The organism is Flavobacterium aerium (assembly GCF_030766725.1).
Classification (GTDB): domain Bacteria; phylum Bacteroidota; class Bacteroidia; order Flavobacteriales; family Flavobacteriaceae; genus Flavobacterium; species Flavobacterium aerium.
In genome coordinates this window covers 1-2,647 of sequence record NZ_JARQWR010000027.1, presented here as the reverse complement: position 1 = coordinate 2,647, position 2,647 = coordinate 1, and the positions used below count along the sequence as shown (strand labels likewise).

2 protein-coding genes are annotated in these 2,647 nt (G+C 37.8%); both read right to left on the bottom strand.

The features are described 5' to 3' along the window. On the bottom strand, nucleotides 1-1,667 hold a 1,667-nt coding region (locus P6733_RS17820), incomplete at its 3' end, for an OmpA family protein (protein WP_306354307.1). 20 nt (nucleotides 1,668-1,687) lie between these two features. Further along, a complete protein-coding gene (locus tag P6733_RS17815) occupies nucleotides 1,688-2,608 on the bottom strand; it encodes a PorP/SprF family type IX secretion system membrane protein (protein WP_306354308.1) in 921 nt (306 codons plus the stop codon). Nucleotides 2,609-2,647: the final 39 nt, after the last annotated feature.

Sequence of the window (2,647 nt, the reverse complement as noted above, 5' to 3'; positions counted from 1 at the left end):
TTGTCCGTATGGGATTTAACCATAATAACCATCTGGTCATTATTCTGCATCACTTGTACTAACTTATCCAGTTCAAAGGCACCTTCTTGTGTGATATTGCTCTTATTGAACTCAAAGTTAATGTCTTTCAAGATGATTTCTTTCTCCGTTACAATAACATCGATTGGATTAAGCTTAGCGTCAATCTTTTGTTCGCCTCCTTTTTGTTTGCTCACAGCAAAGGTATTGCTCTCATATCCGTCTTTGGCTACTTGTAGTGTGTATACTTTATCACATTCTACATGATATGCTACTTCTCCATTAGTTGAAGTAACTTCTGTACCGATTACGTTTTTCTTCTCATCCAGGATTGATACTTTCGCTCCAGATAAGATTGCCCCTGTCTTTGCATTACTCACCACAGTGATTACTTCTACATCACAAACTGGTGTGGCTTGGTATATATTATCGTCTCCGGTTCTATTGCTCGAGAAGAATCCTGTGTTTTTGGCTTGGTTGAACGTGAATGCAAAATCGTCTTTCTCACTATTGATTGGTTTTGCCAAATTCACCGCTTCTGTTCCTTTGCTTAGGTTAATCATAAATACATCTAATCCTCCAAAGCCTGGTCTTCCACTCGATGCAAAGTATAACACATTGTTATCTTCTGTAATAAATGGAAATGATTCGTCTCCTTCTGTATTGATCTTCTTACCTAAGTTCTCTGGGGTGCCATAGCTTCCGTCTTTGTTTATTGCTACTTTCCAAATGTCTATTCCTCCTACTGATCCTGGCATGTTTGATGAAAAATATAATGTTTTTCCATCTTTACTAACACTTGGGTTACTCGTAGAGTATTGGTTACTATTGAATGGTAATGGTGTTACATTACTCCATTTGTTTCCATCTTTAGTGGCTTTGAAAAGGTTTACTTGTCCTACCTTTAGTTTCTTGGCTTTGTCTTTCTCAAAACTGTTTTCCTTAAAACTCTCACTAGCAAAATACATTGTGTTTCCGTCTTCTGTTATAGTAACGGGTCCATCATGGTATTTACTATTGATTTCATCTACAGCTACCGCATCGGTGATTGTCCCGTCTGCATTGTAGTTTGCTCTATAGATATCCAAGAAGGGTTGATCATTCCATTTGTACGTTTTTCTAGCGGTGTTACGCGCACTTGCAAAGTACAGGTTGTTATCCGATAAAAAGGCTCCAAAGTCTGATTTGTCGCTATTGATATCTAATGATTTTACGGTGTACATTTTTTGTTTGCTCAACAGCTTTGGTAAGTAGTCTGGATTTTCTTTAAAGGCTTTCGCTCTTAAATCATTGGGTACCATACTCGAGAACTGTTGCATTTGCTTGTTCGCTTCTTCGTATTTACCATTGGCTTTTAGCATTTGGGCATATCGGAAATAAGTCTCGGAATCTTGCTTTTGTTCCGTGATCGCTTTACCATACCACTTTGCTGATTCTGTGGTATTGAAGACATTGTAATATGCGTCTCCGAGTTGTTTATAAACATACCCGTCTGCTTTTCCTTTATCCACTAACTTTAAGTATTCTGCAGCAGCAGAGACATACTCAAAGCGATTGAATTGTTTATCCGCTTTAGCTGTCGCTGAATTCTGCCCATTCATTGAGGCACTCGCGATAACAAAGCTTAATGTTATATATAGATTCTTCATGTTCCTTGTAATTTTTTAGATTAGAAATAGCGTGGTGAACGTGATACTTTTTTAGGGAAGTTCAAGTCAAATAACAGCATAACTTCATGTGAAGCGGGTGTTGTTACTTTTAGATCTGATACGATACGGTCGTACGCGTATCCGATACGTACATTTGGGGTGATGGCATAGTTTACCATTCCTCCAAATGAATCATCTAATCTATAGGTCGCTCCTATCTCGAATTTATCAAAGAATAACATATTCGCTGATACATCTAATGATGTAGGGGCTTTGAAAGCAGATTTCAACATGAATGAGGGTTTGAATTTTGTGTTCTCTGATAAATCAAAAACATATCCTCCTGTTAAAAAGTAATGGCTTACTTCGCTTCCAAATTTTCTTCCATCAAAATCAAGGTGTTTTGATTTTAGCATATTCGGTACTGAAAATGCTACATAGTACTTGTTGGTATAGTAGAAGAATCCTGAACCAATATTGAAGTACGTATTGCTTACATCTTCCGCAAAGGCTGGGTCATTTGCATCTGGTAGTGTATTGTAAATATCACTGTATAGTCCTACCTTATGGAATGTAGCTCCGGCTTTAAGTCCTAAAGCTAATCGGTGTTCTCCTCCTAAGTTTAACGTATACGAGAAATCTCCATACACGTTATTCTCCGTTACTGGTCCTATTTTATCCGAGATTACAGATAGTCCTAGTCCTACATTCTTTCCTGTGGGACTGTGAACAAAGAATGTACCTGTAGTTGGGGAATCTTCGATATCAACCCATTGTTTTCTATATAACAAACCGAAAGATAGGTTCTCCTTCGATCCCGCATAGGCAGGGTTTATCACATTCATATTATACATGTATTGCGTATAATGTGGGTCTTGTTGTGCTTGGACATCCACTAAGGCGGTCATAGCGATCAAGGCTGTCAGATATAATTTCTTCATGTGTAACTTTATAGTTTTATGGTGTAAAATACCTCTCTG